This is a genomic window from Oceanobacillus sojae (assembly GCF_900162665.1).
Lineage (GTDB): Bacteria > Bacillota > Bacilli > Bacillales > Amphibacillaceae > Oceanobacillus > Oceanobacillus sojae_A.
On sequence record NZ_LT727812.1, the window covers coordinates 637,850 to 654,464 of the forward strand.

General features: G+C 39.1%; 14 protein-coding genes. 4 read left to right on the forward strand and 10 right to left on the reverse strand.

Translation table 11 applies throughout. The features are described 5' to 3' along the window. Nucleotides 1-14 precede the first annotated feature (14 nt). The 5 genes from BN1068_RS13910 to BN1068_RS13930 form a co-directional block, all read right to left on the reverse strand. The gene (locus BN1068_RS13910; RefSeq protein WP_077603448.1) at nucleotides 15-959 is read right to left on the reverse strand and encodes an ABC transporter permease; all 945 of its coding nucleotides are present in this window, start codon (nucleotides 957-959) and stop codon (nucleotides 15-17) included. 144 nt (nucleotides 960-1,103) lie between these two features. Next, nucleotides 1,104-2,705: an ABC transporter substrate-binding protein gene (locus BN1068_RS13915; RefSeq protein ID WP_077603449.1), complete on the reverse strand. Its 1,602-nt coding sequence runs from the start codon at nucleotides 2,703-2,705 to the stop codon at nucleotides 1,104-1,106. Nucleotides 2,706-2,762: 57 nt separating this feature from the next. Beyond that, nucleotides 2,763-3,956 (reverse strand): M20 metallopeptidase family protein, encoded by a 1,194-nt coding sequence (locus BN1068_RS13920; RefSeq protein ID WP_077603450.1) that lies wholly within the window; start codon nucleotides 3,954-3,956, stop codon nucleotides 2,763-2,765. Between the two features lie 185 nt (nucleotides 3,957-4,141). Continuing rightward, nucleotides 4,142-5,212: a C45 family autoproteolytic acyltransferase/hydrolase gene (locus BN1068_RS13925; RefSeq protein ID WP_077603451.1), complete on the reverse strand. Its 1,071-nt coding sequence runs from the start codon at nucleotides 5,210-5,212 to the stop codon at nucleotides 4,142-4,144. A 305-nt stretch (nucleotides 5,213-5,517) separates the two neighbouring features. Continuing rightward, nucleotides 5,518-5,895, reverse strand: coding sequence for a hypothetical protein (locus BN1068_RS13930; RefSeq protein ID WP_139344840.1), 378 nt, complete (start codon nucleotides 5,893-5,895; stop codon nucleotides 5,518-5,520). 275 nt (nucleotides 5,896-6,170) lie between these two features. On the opposite strand from BN1068_RS13930, the gene BN1068_RS13935 reads away from it, so the two are divergent. After that, complete coding sequence (locus BN1068_RS13935; RefSeq protein ID WP_077603453.1) at nucleotides 6,171-7,454, forward strand: glycosyltransferase family 2 protein; 1,284 nt, start codon at nucleotides 6,171-6,173, stop codon at nucleotides 7,452-7,454. Between the two features lie 81 nt (nucleotides 7,455-7,535). Here the strand turns inward: BN1068_RS13935 and BN1068_RS13940 are convergent, their stop codons facing one another. Continuing rightward, nucleotides 7,536-8,636: a glycosyltransferase family 61 protein gene (locus BN1068_RS13940; protein WP_077603454.1), complete on the reverse strand. Its 1,101-nt coding sequence runs from the start codon at nucleotides 8,634-8,636 to the stop codon at nucleotides 7,536-7,538. A 165-nt stretch (nucleotides 8,637-8,801) separates the two neighbouring features. Here BN1068_RS13940 and BN1068_RS13945 point away from each other — a divergent pair, with 165 nt between their 5' ends. The 3 genes from BN1068_RS13945 to BN1068_RS13955 all read left to right on the forward strand — a co-directional run bounded on the left by BN1068_RS13945 (nucleotide 8,802) and on the right by BN1068_RS13955 (nucleotide 11,786). Then, nucleotides 8,802-9,944, forward strand: a complete 1,143-nt coding sequence (locus tag BN1068_RS13945; RefSeq protein ID WP_077603455.1) for a polysaccharide biosynthesis C-terminal domain-containing protein — start codon at nucleotides 8,802-8,804, stop codon at nucleotides 9,942-9,944. A gap of 6 nt (nucleotides 9,945-9,950) precedes the next feature. Beyond that, nucleotides 9,951-10,688, forward strand: coding sequence for a sulfotransferase domain-containing protein (locus BN1068_RS13950; RefSeq protein ID WP_077603456.1), 738 nt, complete (start codon nucleotides 9,951-9,953; stop codon nucleotides 10,686-10,688). Nucleotides 10,689-10,859: 171 nt separating this feature from the next. Beyond that, a complete protein-coding gene (locus BN1068_RS13955) occupies nucleotides 10,860-11,786 on the forward strand; it encodes a glycosyltransferase (RefSeq protein ID WP_077603457.1) in 927 nt (308 codons plus the stop codon). A 166-nt stretch (nucleotides 11,787-11,952) separates the two neighbouring features. Here the strand turns inward: BN1068_RS13955 and BN1068_RS13960 are convergent, their stop codons facing one another. The 4 genes from BN1068_RS13960 to BN1068_RS13975 form a co-directional block, all read right to left on the reverse strand. Further along, a complete protein-coding gene (locus BN1068_RS13960; protein WP_077603458.1) occupies nucleotides 11,953-12,945 on the reverse strand; it encodes a polysaccharide biosynthesis protein in 993 nt (330 codons plus the stop codon). 453 nt (nucleotides 12,946-13,398) lie between these two features. Continuing rightward, nucleotides 13,399-14,199 (reverse strand): 3'(2'),5'-bisphosphate nucleotidase CysQ, encoded by an 801-nt coding sequence (gene cysQ, locus BN1068_RS13965; RefSeq protein WP_077603459.1) that lies wholly within the window; start codon nucleotides 14,197-14,199, stop codon nucleotides 13,399-13,401. Next, on the reverse strand, nucleotides 14,192-14,800 hold the full coding sequence (cysC, locus tag BN1068_RS13970; RefSeq protein ID WP_077603460.1) for an adenylyl-sulfate kinase: 609 nt from the start codon (nucleotides 14,798-14,800) through the stop codon (nucleotides 14,192-14,194). The genes cysQ and cysC overlap by 8 nt, the downstream gene beginning before the upstream one ends. Nucleotides 14,801-14,811: 11 nt before the next feature. After that, nucleotides 14,812-16,590 carry an SLC13 family permease gene (locus tag BN1068_RS13975; protein ID WP_077603461.1) on the reverse strand — a complete coding sequence of 593 codons (1,779 nt, stop codon included), beginning with the start codon at nucleotides 16,588-16,590 and terminating at the stop codon, nucleotides 14,812-14,814. Nucleotides 16,591-16,615: the final 25 nt, after the last annotated feature.

Genomic DNA, 16,615 nt, shown 5'->3' on the forward strand with positions numbered 1-16,615 from the left:
GCTGTACTTCCGCCTCAGTCATAACGGATTCTCGGATCAAGCAGACCGTAAAGCAGATCAACCAGTAAATTGATAACGACATAGATAACAGCGATAAATAAAACAACACCTTGAATTACCGGGTAATCTCTCCGGTGAATCGAATCAATAAGCAGCTGCCCAATTCCCGGTATGGTAAATATCGTTTCAATAATAACTGTCCCGCCTAATAATCCAGCAATCGTTACACCAATAACTGTAGTTGTCGGGATTAAAGCATTCGCAAAAACATGCTTCATCAGGACAGCACTTTCTTTTATTCCCTTCGCCCGGGCTGTTTTCGTATAATCCTGGTTTACTGCCTCTAACATTCCGTCACGTAGCATTCTGGATATCAAACCTATCTCTACTGTTGCCAGAACAAATGCCGGCAGGATTAAATGGTGCAGCCAAGACAGAAATCCTTCTGCAATTGGTATATAACCTGCTACCGGAAAAATCGGGACACTCACTCCCAGTCCTAATACTAATAACATAGCAAACCAGAATTCCGGAATAGATGCACCTAATAAAGACGCTGAGATAAATAGCGGATCTAAAACAGTCTGCCGTTTCCAGACAACAAAAATCGCAATTGGTATCGCGATCACTAACGTAAAAATCATAGAAACCAGCATCACGCTGAAGGTAGGTCCAATTCGATCTAATATAATAGATAGAACTGGTTCAGAGGAATAAACAGACTCTCCCAAATCTCCCTTGAAAACATTTATAACCCAGTCAAAAAACTGGACAACGATGGGCTGGTTCAACCCAAGCTGCTCCTCCAGCTGCTGGACAGCCTCTGCTGAGCTATCTTCTCCCAGAATCAGATAAGCCGGATTTCCGGGCGTCAAATGGACAATCATAAAAACAATAATACTTACCACTAACATGACTGGAATAATAGATATAAGCCGACGAATTGTATATTGTAACAAACCCCATTCACCTCATTTGCTGTTTTACCATATCGGCTCCTGATAAGCAGAAGCTTCCGGTACCGAAATAGTAATATTTATCACTTTAATAGAAAAAGAAGCCAGATCAGCATAATAGACGAACATGGCTTCTAATTCTCTTATTTATTGGTTCTTCCAGGCTCCCCAGAATCTTGGCCCAACCCATGTTTCTTCTAATTGAACCTGTTCTCCTTTAATATCAAGCCTTGTTTCATTAGCCACTTTAATAAATGGAAGCTCTTCCCATACGGTTTGATTCATTTCTGATAAAATATCTAATCTTGCTTCATCGTCAGAAGCTACCGCCCAGTCATCAATCAATCCTCTCCAGCGCTCACTGTCATACCAGCCGCTGCTGTTGGTATCATTGACAAGCATACCAAGTTCGTTCGGAGAGAATCGTGTGGACCAGCCGACAACGACAATATCCCAATTTGCCGGGTCGGACCACTGCTCTAAATAGGTCGCCCATTCCAGCGGTACGATTTCAATCGTAAATCCAACTTCCTCTAACTGCTGCTTCATCACCTGTGAAATTCGTTTATATGTCTCTGAGTCATTAGAATGCATTATTTTAAGTGACTCTCCATTATAATCAGATTCCTCTAATAATTCTTTAGCCTGCTCCGGATCATAATTTAAATAATTCTCTGTACCTTCTTCAGAATAAAGTTTCGTCTGCTCTGGATCAAACAGTGCACCGTCAAAGGAATAGAAATCGCTGTTGCCATAAGTAGCTTCTGCAATCGCTTCTTTATCTAATGCCAGATTTAAGGCTTCTCTCACTTTAATATCGTCAAACGGCGGCTCTGATTTATCCGGTGTGATTGTAGAATATCCATTGATATAGCTGACTGGATCAATTGAAGGATCCGTTTCTACCACATCATATAGATCATTCGGAATGGATAAAGCATAGTCATATAAATCTGTCTTAATACCGTTAATGGCAACCTGCGGATCTTTTACAATCTGAAAATCCAGCTCATCAAAATATGCAACCTTTTCCCCTGTCAATCCTCCTAAATCAGTTTCATCACGCGCAGCATAATCTTCAAATTTAGTTAAAACAATTTCACTGCCACGGTTCCAATTATCAAATTGATAAGGACCTGTTCCTATTAACTGTTTCGGTGTTAATGGCTGTTCTCCTGCTTCTTCAGCAATTTCTTCAGGAATAATCATCAAGGCATTTTTTGGTGCAGCCATATCAGATAAAAAGGCGTTATATACTTCTGACAATTGAATTTCAATTGTTTTATCATCTACTTTTGTAACGGATTCTATGAATCTGTCAGACTCTTTCCCGACTGATGAAACGGTTCTCCATCTGTCTAAAGATGCAATTACATCTTCTACAGTTACATCAGAACCATCATGAAATTTCACACCATCTCTTAATGTAATCGTATAAAGTGTTTCATCATCGCTTACTGTAAAATCCTCTGCAATCATCGGCTGTACCTGATAATCATTGTCCAGGGCAAGCAACGGTTCAAAAATATGCCAAGCAATATCTCGGGTGGGTGTAGCTCCTGTTGCCATCCAATCAAGCGTATCCGGTTCAGAAGGATAGGCAACCGTTAATGTTCCACCCTCCACAGGGTCCCCTGCCGGCTCACTATTATCTCCTGCTCCACCTGCTGACTGATCCTGGTTTCCGCAGGCAGCTAAAATGAATATTGTAAAAATTGAAATTAATAATAAAGTAAAACGCTTCTTCATTCTGCATTTCTCCTCGTTGTAGATTAATTTTTTGCCACCTGGCTAATGCGTTTCTTTTTAAAATAAATAATGACTAATAATGGACACAAACGATTTTTCAATATTTACTAATGCACGCTCATCAATATCGAATCTGGGATGATGATGCGGATAGTGTGTTGCTTCATCCTCGTTTTGTGAACCGACGCGGAAGTAGGTTCCGGGTTTTGCTTCCAGAAAATAAGAAAAGTCTTCCGCTCCCATTGTTGGAGAAAACTCGACAACATTATCCTCTTCAAAAGCTTCTTTAAAAAGCTCTCTGGCTAAATCGGTTTCTTTTTTATGATTAAATAATGCCGGATATCCTCTTAGATAATCGAGTTGATAGGTTGCATGAAATGCACTCGTAATTCCATCTAAAATCGAACGAACTTCTGCTTCCACTTTATCCCGAACGTCTGGGTCAAAAGTACGGACTGTTCCTTCAATACGGGCAGTGTCTGGTATTACATTAAAAGCGTTTCCTGCTTGAAAAACACCGATTGTGACAACTGCTGATTTCAGCGGATCAATTTGCCGGCTGACAATTTTTTGTAAAGCTTCGACAATACTTGTGCCAATCACAAGTGAATCCCTCGTCTGATGCGGACGGGCTCCATGGCCGCCATGACCTTTAATGTCGATAGCAAATTTATCTACCGCCGCCATTTGATAGCCTTCTCCTACGCCTACTTTCCCAATTGGAATATCTGAAGCCAAATGTGCTCCAAAAACATAATCTACGTCGTCTAAAATCCCTTCTTCAATCATAAATTTAGCTCCGCCCGGGGGAGTTTCCTCAGCCGGCTGGAAGACAAAAACAATGCTGCCTTTTAAATTTTCTTTATATTTGCTGACTACTTTCGCTACACCCAGGAGAGCAGCTGTATGCCCATCATGCCCGCAAGCATGCATCACCCCCGGATTGGTAGACTTGTATGGGGTTTCTTTTTCATCATTAATCGGCAGTGCATCAAAATCTGCCCGTAATGCAATTTTCTTTCCAGGCTCTTTACCTTCCAAAACACTAATTAAACCATGGCCGCCGATGTTTTTTTGAACCTCTAGTCCAAAGCTTTTTAATTTTTCTTCAATGTACGCTGCTGTATGTACTTCCTGAAAAGATAATTCAGGATGCTGATGCATGTATCTTCTCCAGCCCCTTACTTCTTCAAATGACTGATCAATTTTCTCAAAAATGGAATCCATTGTTTTTTCTTTAATATTACGCATTCTCCCATCCCTCACTTACTTTCCGATTTTATATGTCTGTTTGTTTTCACCTTTGTAAATAACTAAATTGATGAAATTTTATATTAGTTTAAACTCATTATTCCTAGTTGTCAACTAGGTTTAGAAAGATTATATGTAAAAAAAGAAGAAGTTGTGCCTAAAAAGACATAACTTCTTCTAAAAAACTATTTATTTCCCTTAAACCAATCCGCTTTTTCCATATGGGCAAATGGAATTACTGTGTCTATGGTTCCTGTGATTTCAGAAACAGGAAAGTCCTCTCCATTCAACCAGGCAGCAAAATCAAATTTCACAGGCTGCTGGTCACCGCCGAGAGCAAGCCATGCTTCTAATTTTGATGGGAAATATGCAGAGGTATGTATTGTTCCTGCCCATTGACCGTACAGTTTGGAAAACACACCATTCTCTGTTCCATTTAATAATTGAAAAGCATCTTCTCCACGAAGAGAACTTGATTGATTACTTTCCATAATTTCCAGTCGTCTTTTAGAATCCTTCAGATAATGGCGGTTTTCCTCCTTCATTATTTGAAAATGATTCGTACAGGCCTCGCCCTTCCTTATCTCAATATTTCTTGGTGAGGCTTCCACAATGGTTGAATCCGTATGATTTTTATCAAACAATACATAACTAAATGATCCTCGATGAGGTATATTCTTTAGTAATAAAACAGCTTCATCAATATTAGCGCAAGTTTCTAAAATAATTCTTCCAATCATATGACAGACAAAACCATCTCCAGGCCGTTTACGATGCATAAAAGTATATCCCATCGCCAAGCCTTTTTCGTTCATCCCATCACATCTTCCCGTTACTTTCTGCGTAACGCCTGTCACTGCATAGCCTGAATCAGTGGGCTGAAACACCGAATAAAAACCATCATATGTTTTAGGATGATAATCATAATTACGGATCAAATAATCCTTTCCCGTTAAAATCGAACACCCTGAACGATTCAATTTAACCCGATATCCTCCGAATTCCAGCAAAACTCTCTCCATCGGCCATTCAAGCGCTTCTGCAAAACCAGATAACTCCTCCCATATTGCTGGAGCTATTTCTTGAAAAATCCGTTTTGTTTCATTGATATCAATAGAAAATAAAGGTTTTCTTACCTTCCATTGATTGGCGCGATTCTTTAATAAGATTTGATTTTTCACTAAAGTACCTTGATGATAACCGAATTCATAATGTGTTCCCCGAAATTGAATGACATTTGTTGATATTTTTTTCAAACTGGCTCCCCTCTCACACTTCAATCATTCATAAGTCTCATTTCTATATACATTAAGTGTACAGAGCATAATCAGGAAAAGAAATGATTTTGCTTATTTTATTATCTTCCGAAAACATACCAGCCGATTAAAAAGCCTGGCTTCTAATTACTACATGTTAATACTATTTCCGTATTCCTTCTTCCAGTCTGTTCCGTGTTCTGCTATATATTTTTAACCCATTTCACACGAATAAAAAAAGTATAGTAATGGGGCTTCACCGACTCTGCGTGAAAGAATATATTGGTTTGGAAGACTGTGTTTTTTCACAAATGCTTTTGTTTGCAATATTTATAATAAATAACCGACTTCTGATACAATCCGTGATCTTTTAATTCATTTGCATAATAAAATAAGTCTCTGAGGCTGAATTCTTCTTCCCTCTCCGATCTTTTTTCATAAATTATTAAATTACGGTCATTTGCTGTATTCACAACAGATTTCTCAGACTGACGGTGTGTTACAGAAATATCTGATGAAATAATATTTCCAGACATCTCTAAATACTCATGAACCGGTCCAATCCATTTAAAGTTCCTGTCACGTTTTACCAGACAATTCCTCCGATAACTGAAAGCCCGGTTACCAAATTCATCAAAAGCAATATGATACAGCATCGAAACAGAATCTATCGAACCATCCAACTCTCCTTTCAGCTTTTTAAATTTTTCTGACCCTTTTCTTCATTTTTTACAATCATACAAAGGCTTACTTTTATCATATCTACACCACCAATACACAAGATATAATAATATATGTTACCTCGGTATTATCTGAAACGAAGAAATGAAAAATGGTTGTATGAACCTTTTCAGATCAATTATCAAAAATATTTAATGAAAGATTCACCGTTCCGGATAAAAATAGAATGACTTCATATATATAAATAGAAACATTATAAAAGAACGGAGGCATTCTATTGAAGGATATTACTGCGATTCTCATTCTTTATCCTGATGCGGCAGCAATTCATAAAGCTTTAGAATCTTTAAAAAGGATCGACTCCAGATTACATTCTGTTATTGTTCTCCATGGAAAGGATATGTCTTTAACAATAGCTTCTGACTATACTCATTTTAAACAAATTCAATCGATTATAGTAAAAGAAAATGACCCCGGGAAAACATTGAATGATATAATCCAAAAAATCAACAGTTCCTATGTATTATTTCTTCATGATACAGATTATCTTTCTCCTGCTATTCAAGCCCGTTCCCTTCACCTTATTCAATCAGATTCATTTTTAACAACCACCTTTCATAATCGAAACATTACTGTTCAACGCCCATTGCTTGTGTCTGCCACTTTTCTTAAAAAGCAGCAATTCCTGTTAAACTCCCAGCTCCCGTTTAAGGAGGCTCTTCTTCCTGCCTGGCTTTCCGATAAATCAAGTTCAGAGAAGCTCTGTAAAGAAGGTCTGGTGTTGCAGTCAAGAAGGAACAGCTCTGCCACAACACTGGAAAAACAAAAATTTATGCAGAAGTATCAGTTGAATAAAATCAAAACGACAAATCTCAGCCTCTCTATTCTCATTTCGAACTTTAATATGGAGCAATATGTAGAAACAGCAATTGCATCTTGCCTGCTTCAGAATGAACTGCCGGAACAGGTACTAATTATAAATGACGGATCAACTGATAACTCTTCAAATCGACTTAACCGGTGGGACGATGGAAACCTGGTGAGGATTTTTGAAAAAGAGAACGAGGGAAAGGCAATCGCTTTAAATCATTTATTACCTTACGTTACATCTGATTTCATCTTAGAACTTGACGCTGACGATTGGCTGGATCCTGATGCTGTTTCTGTTATCAAAGAACTCTTGGCTGACCTCCCTCTGCATACAGCTGTACTATACGGGAATCTTCGAAAGTGGAAGCAATTAAAAGAGGATATTCTTTTTAAAGGCATAGCCAAAGGGAAAATTATCAATGGTAAAGCGGACATACTCTCCTATCGCCTTCCCCTGGGTCCAAGAATATACCTTACTTCTGCTTTAAAAAAAATCGGCGGCTTTCCCGTGATTGCATTTAAAGATGGAAGGCTTTATGAAGATGTCAGTGTGTTAAATCAGCTAATCAAGTATGGCCGTTTCCAATATCATGACTTTACAGTATATAATGTACGAGAACATAAGGAGAGTATCACCAAAACTAATCGTCCGGAATGGAATGAATTCTTGAAATCAATTAAGGAACCATAAATAATAATGCTGCTGTACACTATCCCATTTTCAAAAATTCAGATGCTTCTTTGAGCACCTGAATTTTTGAAATAATCCAGACTAATCTATCCCTTCCTTCTCCAGGATCTCCGATATTTTTTTCACATCCACTACAAGGTTTTGGGTGACTTCATGCTTTGTAGATACAGGGTTAGCCTTTCTGCACTTCAAAAAACGATAATCCAAATCCAGATATTGTCCAATTTTTACGAATTCGTCCGACGTAGATGTGAATAACTGAATGATTTTTGTTCCAGGCTGACAGAACATTAAATTGGCGAACCCGGCACCGTTTGTACTTATAATTACCTTTGCTGAAGCAAAAATATTAATTTGTTCCTCCACAGTTAAGGTACTTAATACAATTTTTTTAAATCCTTTCTTAGTTAATAGCTCCATGAGTTTTCCTTCATTGGCAACTTTTCTCCACGAAGCATCTTCACGGCTGATATAGATTCGATCATAGTGATTGGCGGTTACATTGCGATTTTCCTTCAAAAATGAGCTACGCAGGAATTCAATTGTCCATTTCACACAGGTGCCTGCGTTAAATGGTACAGATGGCAAAATCAATTGGTCGGCTTTTACACGCTCTCCCGGCATAAGCTGTAAAATTTTATCCTCAGGGATTCCAAGCATTTTAATTGTTTCCTGCTGAAATGGCAATGTTAAAGGAGGCAGAACATATTTATCTATCTTAAATCCGCTGAGCTGCAGTAAATGATAACGTCCCAATGTATCATGCAGCCAGTGCCAGTAATTGGTATGCCCGGCCCAGGCCAGAACCCCTAATGTTCCTTTAAAAGAGGAAGCAGAAGGGATAGTTTTGGCTGCGATCTTCTCGAAATAATTCCAATATAAATGAAAAACCATATCGCGATAGTATGTGTGGTCAGGTGCTAGTGCATAAACCATACCTTCCCCTTTATCACACATCCATATGCTCCCTTTTTCTATCTTCGCTACATAGGATTTATCAAACTTGTGAGTTTCTCCAAACTTTGGCGGCTTTACCCAATCAACCCATTCCGGCAGATCCCCTTTGGGAAGTGTATATGTTACTGTTTCATCCGTATAGAATTCTTTGTAAGCATCATGTATATCCGCTTTTGGCGTTGCTTTTTCAATCCAATCCTTTGTATGAGTATATAAATCTGACATATATACATCCCCTCGTTTTCAATTAACAACCTTGCCTATGCCCTATTTTTTCACATTTCGCCGGATACTCCATAATATGTAGAAAAGTATTCAAAGGTGTTGAACAATCGTCTATTCACACCGATTGAGTACAAACATGGGTAATAGAAACTGGAGGTTCATAACATGATAAACGTAACCGTAACCGGTGCAGGGGGATTTATCGGCAAGAATCTGATTGATAGACTGCGCAGGGAAAAAGGAGTCAAGCTCAAACAATATCGTCATGGGGATGACCTGTCATTACTGCATGCATATTTAAATGATTCGGATATCATCTACCATTTAGCGGGAGTAAACAGACCACAAAATAAGGATGAATTTGAGAGTGTTAATAGAGGACTTACGGAATCCATAGTCAGCTATTTAATAGATCATCATAAAACCCCAAAAATCGTTTTCGCCTCATCCGCTCAGGCTGCGCATGATAACCCTTATGGTTTGAGTAAAAAAGCTGCAGAAGATGTTCTTAAAACTTATCGTATGAAGACCGGTGCAGATGTGTGCATTTACCGTTTACCAGGCGTCTTCGGCAAGTGGTGCAAGCCGCATTATAACTCAGTGGTGGCTACCTTTTGCCAGGAAATTGCTCATGATAAAGATATTGAAATCCATGATGCGGACAAAATGCTTGAGCTCGTATATATTGATGATGTCATAGATAGTTTTATCCATTGCCTTGAACAGAAAAAGCAGGAAAAGAATCTCTATTATTCTATTCCTCAGACCTTCCATACAACGGTGGGCGAGCTGGCCCAAAAACTATACGAAATAAAGAAAGTACGGGAATCTCTGATTATACCTGACCTGTCTGATAAATTAATGAAATATCTGTATACGACCTATCTATCTTATTTAGACACTAATAATTTCTCATATGAATTGCCTGTTCATCAGGATGACAGAGGCAGTTTAGTTGAATTAATTAAATCACACCAGGCCGGGCAGGTTTTTATATCAACCTCACACAAGGGCGTCATAAGAGGAAACCATTACCACCATACAAAGGTAGAGAAATTTTGTGTCCTCAAAGGGGCAGCAGCCATTAAATTAAGGAAAATGGATTCTGATAAACTGATTACCTATCACGTGACAGATCAGAATATTGAAATTGTAGATATCCCTCCAGGATATACACACTCGATTGAAAACGTCACAGACGGTGAGATAATTGTTATGTTTTGGGCAAATGAATTGTTTGATCCGGATAACCCGGATACGATCTATTTGGATGTTCAGCCAAATGAAGCTGATGAAAAGAAAGGATGATACCACATGTCAACAAATAAAACATATACATGCCAGGAAGATGATATTTGTCTAGTCGCCTATCCAAAATCCGGTAACAACTTTTTACTATTTCTCGTTACTGCGCTGTTATATCGAAAAAAAATGGACTGGGCCACGAAAGGCGAAATGATTCAAAACGTGGCAAGTGAACCAATTGAAAATTTGCCTTCCCCGCATCTTGTATGGAGTCACAATGGTTATGACGCATCCTACCCAAAGGTCATCTACCTGGTAAGGGATCCTAGGGACGTCGTTATTTCATATCATCATCACTTCCAGAAGTATTATAATGAAAGCCGGCATTTCGATGCATTTTTTACAGCTTTTATGGATGGCGAGATTGATCCCGGAATGTGGGATGCTCAAGTAGAAAGCTGGCTGGATAATCAGGACAAAGTGAAAAATGGTTTCCTGCTTATAAAATATGAAGATCTTCTTGCAGATACTGCGAAAGAAGCAAAAAGATTGATAACCTTCCTAAACTTAAACAAAACGGAACAGGAAATCAACGAAGCTGTTCAGTGGGCTTCTTTTGATAATATGAAAGCATTGGAGCAGAAACAAAAGAAACATTTAAATGGTCCTTCGCAGTCAGCCAATCCTGCCCTCCCATTTGTAAGAGAAGGCAAAGCAAATAAATGGAAATCTGTTTTAAGCAAAGATCAGCAGCAGCAAATCAAGCAAACTTTCAGTAAAACTTTATCAAAGCTCGGATATATTTAAAAAGCTCTATGTAGACGGGGGCAGGACAAAAAGTAAGTGTTTCATTCCAAAACTGAACAATGCACAAATGTAGCGCAGGAAACATACTCGTTCAATCTATGTTTGGATTTTGTCAGATTAAAATACTTCTGTCCCTGCCCTGTTTTCACTTCAGAAAGGTGGGAAAATCGAATGCTAAAATTACTTCTGATTGCAGCAGATACTTCTCATTTTACGAACAGTAATTATGCTGCTTTAGAGCAGGAACTGGCAAAGGTGACAGATTTGATGGTTTCCCGCAAATCCGGCCCTATTAAAAAAATATTGTATAAGCTTCCTGAAAAACCGGATTTCATTTTAATAATAAATGATGTAGGCAAAACATTCGCCCCTGTTGTGACCGGACTGGCTGATATTGGTATACCTGCAGGCCTGATGGTAAATGACGCACATCGTTTTGTGGAGCAGAGAAGGAGATATATCGAACGAAGTAAGATTCAAACATTCTTTGTTATATGCCGCCATAATTTTTATCATCACTATCCTCTTCAAAAACATGATCAGGTGTTTTTCCTCCCCCAATTTGCAAATACCTCCATCTTTAAAGACTATAGCAATGAAAAAACAATTGATACGATGATGCTGGGAGAAGTTTCGCTTCCAAAAATCTATCCTTTAAGAGAAAAAATATTACAGCATTATAAAAACACCTGGGGGTTTTTCAACCAGCCTCATCCCGGATGGCGGGATTTTACAAGCGAGCAAGCAGGAGACGCTTTAATTGGAGAGAATTATGCCAGAGTCATTAATCAGGCAAAATTGTTCTTTGCATGCGGCTCTATACGCCAGGTGGTGACTTTCAAATATTTTGAGGTGCCGGCGTGCCGAACATTACTGATGGCCCCTGCCGTACCGGAACTTGAAGAGATCGGCTTGATACCGGGAGAACACTTTGTGGATATAAATGCAGAAAATTTTTCAGAAAGAGCTGCGTACTATCTTAAAAATACAAAAGAACGGGAAAAAATCACGGAAGCCGGTTTCCGTTTTGTTCATAACCATCATTCAACCATGCATCGGGCAAGCAAATTAGTCGGGCAGATAACAAGTGTTTTATAAGAGGATATTCAAAATTCACACGAAAAATAGTGAATCCCCTATAAATGGAGACTCACTATTTTTGATTTTTCTGGGGGTTGTCCCAGTTCCATTCCTGAAATTCGTGTTTGTTTGGATATTTTCAATCCTTTTTTGTGCCTCTTCACGGATTATTGCTTAAAAAAGCTTACTTTGTAATAATATCTGCTTTCTTAAGAATTTGTTCAATGTCATTGGACTCCATTAATTCATCATCAGATTGGTATCGTGTAAAAGCAACCATTGGTAATTTCTCGTACCTTTTCTTTACCTTTTCGGAAACATTATCTGGTAAAATAACATAGTAATTTTCATCAAATTTATAAGCATTCCGGGCTTCGGCATTTGATACTAATACCTCATGAATTTTTTCACCCGGGCGGATGCCAACCTCATTTATTTGGATTGCTTTTTTCGCAAAATGCTTTTCCAGAACACCAATTAAATCGACAATCCGGCATGCTTTCATTTTCATAACAAATATTTCTCCGCCTACTGCTTTTTCAGATGCGTATATCAATAGATCAATGGCCTGAGAAACAGTTAAAAAGAAGCGTGTCATTTCTCTGGAGGTAAGCGGAACTGCATGATGAGCAGTAATCTGTTCTTTAAAAAATGGGATAACACTGCCATTTGTTCCAATAACATTGCCTCCGCGGATACAGACAAAACGTGTATGATTGCTTAATTGATCAGCCTGAATGATCAGCTTTTCTCCGATTGCTTTTGTCAGTCCATAAAAGTTGATTGGTTCAACTGCTTTATCTGTGGAAACATCAATGACCTTCTTCACCTTTTGGTTTAAACTTGCTTTGATAATATTCTCTGTTCCGTTTACATTCGTTTTTAATGCTTCTAAGGGCTGTTCTTCACATATTGGTACATGCTTCAGTGCTGAGAGATGGAATAAATAATCAACATTTTTTGCCGCTTCATTTACCGCTTCAAAATCTCTGACATCTCCAATCACAAATTTCAGGCAGGGATGATCTGAAAACTCTCGTTTCATTTTTACCTGGGCAAATTCATTACGTGAAAAAATTCTTATTTCCTCCGGCTGAAAGGAAAGCAATTTTTTGACGAGTTCATGGCCCCAGGAACCTGTTCCTCCAGTAATTAATATTGTGGTATTTTGAAACACATTTAAACACTCCTCCAGGAATAATACCTATTAGTAATATCAGCAGGGTAATAGTCCGCCCACATCCTTCAATGGATACATGCGAACATAGCTCATGATGACTTGGATGACAGAAACTCTCCTCAAACAGGTCCGCGAATTCCTTTATTTATTTCCTGTTTGGCAACTGACATCAATACATTCAAATAGGTTATACCTCAATTTATGAAAAAACTAGTAGACTGTACATGATAGTCGTTTAAATAAAGGTAAAAGAGGCAATTGGTGCGCGTCCAAATGTTGTTTGCATATATAGTAAAAGTCTTACAAATAAGCCGAATCTTTTACACTTGCTTTCTAATTATCAACATGCCGGTGCATTTTCAATTAATCAGATTAACAAGACTATCAAATTTTATAGATTTTATAATGAAACAGGATAATGTGCTCATCTTATGAAATTTTTGAATCACCTTAACGCTTCACTAAAAACCAGCCATTTTTCAAATTCTCCTGGTTATAATAAAAACGCTCATGATCCTCATAACGCAGCATTGTTCCTCCTGCAGCTTCAACAATTGCCTGCCCTGCCGCAGTATCCCATTCCATCGTTGGAGCGTAACGTGGATAATAATCTGCTTTCCCCTCTGCAACAAGACAGAATTTCAGGGAGCTCCCGGCTGCTGCCACATCGACTACATGGTCATTGCGCAGCTTTTCAATAAATGCTTCCGTTTCTTCTGACATATGTGAGCGGCTCGCAATAACGTTAATAACGTCTCCAGAGTCAGTAATCGGCAGCTTTTTACTTTGTTCAATCAGCGCTTTATCATCAAAAGGGGCTGCTCGTGAGGCAGCTTCCAATTTAAATGTGCCCAGGCCGGACTGTCCGAAATAAAACACATCCAGTACGGGAGCATAGATGACACCCAGCACAGGGTAGCCATCCTCCATCAATGCGATATTCACCGTAAACTCCCCGTTTTTGCTGATAAACTCTTTTGTACCATCCAGCGGATCTACCAGGAAAAACACAGACCAATGCTTGCGTTTAGTATACGGAATCTCACTTCCTTCTTCACTTAAAATCGGAATCTCTCCATACGCGTCCTGAAGCTGTTTGATAATTGTCTGATGGGAACGCCGATCAGCCTCAGTCAGCAATGAACCGTCTGATTTCGTTTCAATCGAATAATCCTTATCATAAACTTGCAAAATCTCCCGGCCCGCTTTCAGTGATATATCCAGCATGATTTTTAAGCTCACGTTAATCATTAATGAGGTATCCTTTCGTTTTCAAATAGGACATAATCGCCTGAACTGATTCTTCAACGCCAGCCACATCTGTATTTACAGTTATTTCCGGCTTCACTGGCGCTTCATAAGGTGCGTCAATCCCTGTAAATCCTGTAATCTTACCAGCACGTACTTTTTTATAAAGCCCTTTTGGATCACGCGATTTACATGTCTCTAAACTTGCATCTACAAATACCTCAATGAATTCATCATGATTCATCATTTTACGTATCTCATCACGATCTTCCCGGTACGGTGAAATAAATGCCGTCAAGGTAACCAGCCCGGCTTCTACCATCAGCCTGGAAACCTCTCCAATACGGCGGATGTTTTCTTTACGGTCATCTGGACTGAAACCAAGGTCTTTATTTAATCCATGTCGGATGTTATCTCCATCCAAACGGTAAGTCCGTACCCCCATTTGATGAAGTTCTTTTTCCAGTTCAACAGAAATAGTCGATTTGCCGGAACCGGACAGTCCGGTGAACCATAACACGACACTCTTATGGTTATTCAACTGTCTGCGATGTTCTTTCGTTACTTTCGAATAATGCCATGAGATATTTTCTGATTCAGTCATAAATCCCCCTCCTAAAACCATATATGATAAACAATTAAAACAGACATTACCATTACTATCAGACTTAGCGGAAGCCCTGCTTTCACGTAATCTATAAATCTGTAGCCGCCAGGTCCATATACAATTAAATTGGTCTGATAACCGATTGGTGTCACAAAACTGGCTGAAGCTGCCATCGCAATAAGAACCGCTATTCCCATTGGATCAACACTGAGTGTGTGTGCCATTTCAATCCCGACCGGGAGCACCATAACAGCTGCTGTGCTATTGCTGAGCATCTCCGTAAACAAATTGGTCAAGAGATAAATCAGAAATAAAATGACCAGCAGCCCTAATGGTCTGCCAAAGTCCAATAGCATATCTGCACCCCATTCCGCCAATCCTGTTTTTCGCATTGCTGTGCCTATCCCAAATGAACTGGCAATCAACAATAAAACGTTAAAATGAATATATTTCTTAGCTTCTTGAGGTGTAATAATTTTTGCAGCCAAAAACACCAATACTGTAAGTGCCATCGCTTTAAACATACTGAGCCACCCAAATGTCACCACTCCAATCATCCCGAACAACATAATGATGGAAAACCAGCCTTTCATTACACTCTGTTTCAGAGTTGGCGGTGTATCCAATGGAGACACAACAAAAAAATCATTCGACCGGTCGTATTTTTCAACAAAGTCGGTGCCTGCCAGAAGCAATAATGAGTCTCCAGGCTTTAAAATAATATCTCCAATCTTACTCTTAATCCGTTCATTATTCCGGTGTACTGCAATGACGCCCGCATCATACCGTGAACGAAACCGCAACTGTTTAATGGACTTGGATAAAAGTGACGACTGGTCTGATACGACAGCATCCACTAAATGTGTTGTTCCATCCCTAAGATCCTCAAGGCTAATATTCGTTCCTGTTTCCAGTTCCAGACCTTTCATCTTTTGCAAATCAGCAATGGTTGAAATCAAACCAGTAAAAATCAGACGATCTCCACTTTGAATAACTGTTGTCGACCTGACCGGTGAAATCCGTTCATTTCCGCGGATAATTTCAATCAGGTAAAGCCCTTTCAAATCACGCAGTCCTGCCTGATCAACTCGCTTGCCAAGCTGCCCAAAGCTTTCTGTAACCTGCATTTCAGCAATATATTCTTTAGGTTCTTCTTTCCTTCTCTGACTAAATCCTTTGTTATCCGGAAGCAATTTATATCCAATAGTAAATAAATAAATGAGCCCGATTAAAGTGGCAGGAATACCAACTGCAGCTAGAGTGAATAATGAAAATCCCTCCAGGCCAAAGTCCAGCAGTAACCCGTGGATGACGAGGTTCGTGGATGTTCCCATTAAGGTTATCGTCCCGCCTAAAATGGTGGCATATGACAATGGGATCAAAAACTTGGAAGGAGCAATCCCGCGGTCTTCACACCATTTTTTTATAATTGGAGTAAGTGCCACAACAATCGGGGTATTATTTAAAAATGCTGAAAATGCGGATGTGGGCACAAAGAATCGCATCATAGCACCTCTGGGTGAGCGGCTGTTCTTCAGCCATTTTTCCATCATTTGATTGATCAAGCCGCTTTTCTGTACAACACCGGCAACGATAAACAATAATGCAATCGTCAGCATTCCCTCATTAGAAAAACCGCTCAATGCCTCATCAACTGTCAATATACCGGATAGCATCAAAATAACGAGCACGGAGAAAATAACCATGTCTGGCCGGGCCGCTTCGAGAATCAGAACAGCAAACATAGTCAGAAGTAAAATCAAAACAAACATCATTTCCAATGTCATAGAGTATCAGATCCTCTTTTAGTGC

Coding starts and splice junctions, on each gene's coding strand:
- BN1068_RS13915 (WP_077603449.1), bottom strand. CDS start 2,705: ATGAAGAAGCGTTTTACTTTATTATTAATTTCAATTTTTACAATATTC.
- BN1068_RS13920 (WP_077603450.1), bottom strand. CDS start 3,956: ATGCGTAATATTAAAGAAAAAACAATGGATTCCATTTTTGAGAAAATT.
- BN1068_RS13940 (WP_077603454.1), bottom strand. CDS start 8,636: ATGTCAGATTTATATACTCATACAAAGGATTGGATTGAAAAAGCAACG.
- BN1068_RS13945 (WP_077603455.1), top strand. CDS start 8,802: ATGATAAACGTAACCGTAACCGGTGCAGGGGGATTTATCGGCAAGAAT.
- BN1068_RS13950 (WP_077603456.1), top strand. CDS start 9,951: ATGTCAACAAATAAAACATATACATGCCAGGAAGATGATATTTGTCTA.
- BN1068_RS13955 (WP_077603457.1), top strand. CDS start 10,860: ATGCTAAAATTACTTCTGATTGCAGCAGATACTTCTCATTTTACGAAC.
- cysQ (WP_077603459.1), bottom strand. CDS start 14,199: ATGATTAACGTGAGCTTAAAAATCATGCTGGATATATCACTGAAAGCG.
- cysC (WP_077603460.1), bottom strand. CDS start 14,800: ATGACTGAATCAGAAAATATCTCATGGCATTATTCGAAAGTAACGAAA.
- BN1068_RS13975 (WP_077603461.1), bottom strand. CDS start 16,590: ATGACATTGGAAATGATGTTTGTTTTGATTTTACTTCTGACTATGTTT.